The 500-nt window shown below is 44.0% G+C and carries 1 protein-coding gene; it reads right to left on the bottom strand.

Annotation, left to right across the window (positions count from 1 at the left end):
• The coding region (locus tag MKP05_RS21685) for an alginate lyase family protein (protein ID WP_240570189.1) at window positions 1-500 on the bottom strand (500 nt) is incomplete at both ends.

Genomic DNA, 500 nt, shown 5'->3' with positions numbered 1-500 from the left:
CCCTGCCGCTTTCTTCCCATTGTGCCAGAGTGGGCGAATGTACACGATTAGCCGCATGTGTAATACATCCATTTCCCCCACCCGTCTTAAAATATGCAATAGCTTTATTGTAAATCTCGCGATTGTCACATAAAATCCCAATAGCGATCATCGCTGCCATATTGCAAAGGTCCCAATTCGCGAGGTAATTGGTAATACATGCGTCATTGTGATCCAATCCAAAACTATTTCCGTAAAGAAAACGTTCTACCAAGGGGTAATAAAAGACATTAAGCAAGTAATCTTTAAACCTTTCAAATTCAAATCCGGGATAGTCCCGCATCATTTCAGCTGCATTGGCAAACTGGTAACCAAAAAGTCCGGAAGCCAGATACCTGTCCGCATTCCCCGTAAGCTTAGTATGTGTTGCAGACCAATCGTTCAGTATTTCCACAGCCTTGTCGCCATGAGCACTCTTTCCGGTGATTTTCCATATCAAAGCGTGCTGATAGGCTGCTGCA

It is taken from the genome of Halomonas flagellata (genome assembly GCF_022487945.1).
GTDB classification, from domain to species: Bacteria; Pseudomonadota; Gammaproteobacteria; order Pseudomonadales; family Halomonadaceae; genus Halomonas; species Halomonas flagellata.
The sequence above is the reverse complement of the archived record's forward strand: the minus strand, read 5'-3'. Positions and strand labels throughout refer to the sequence as shown.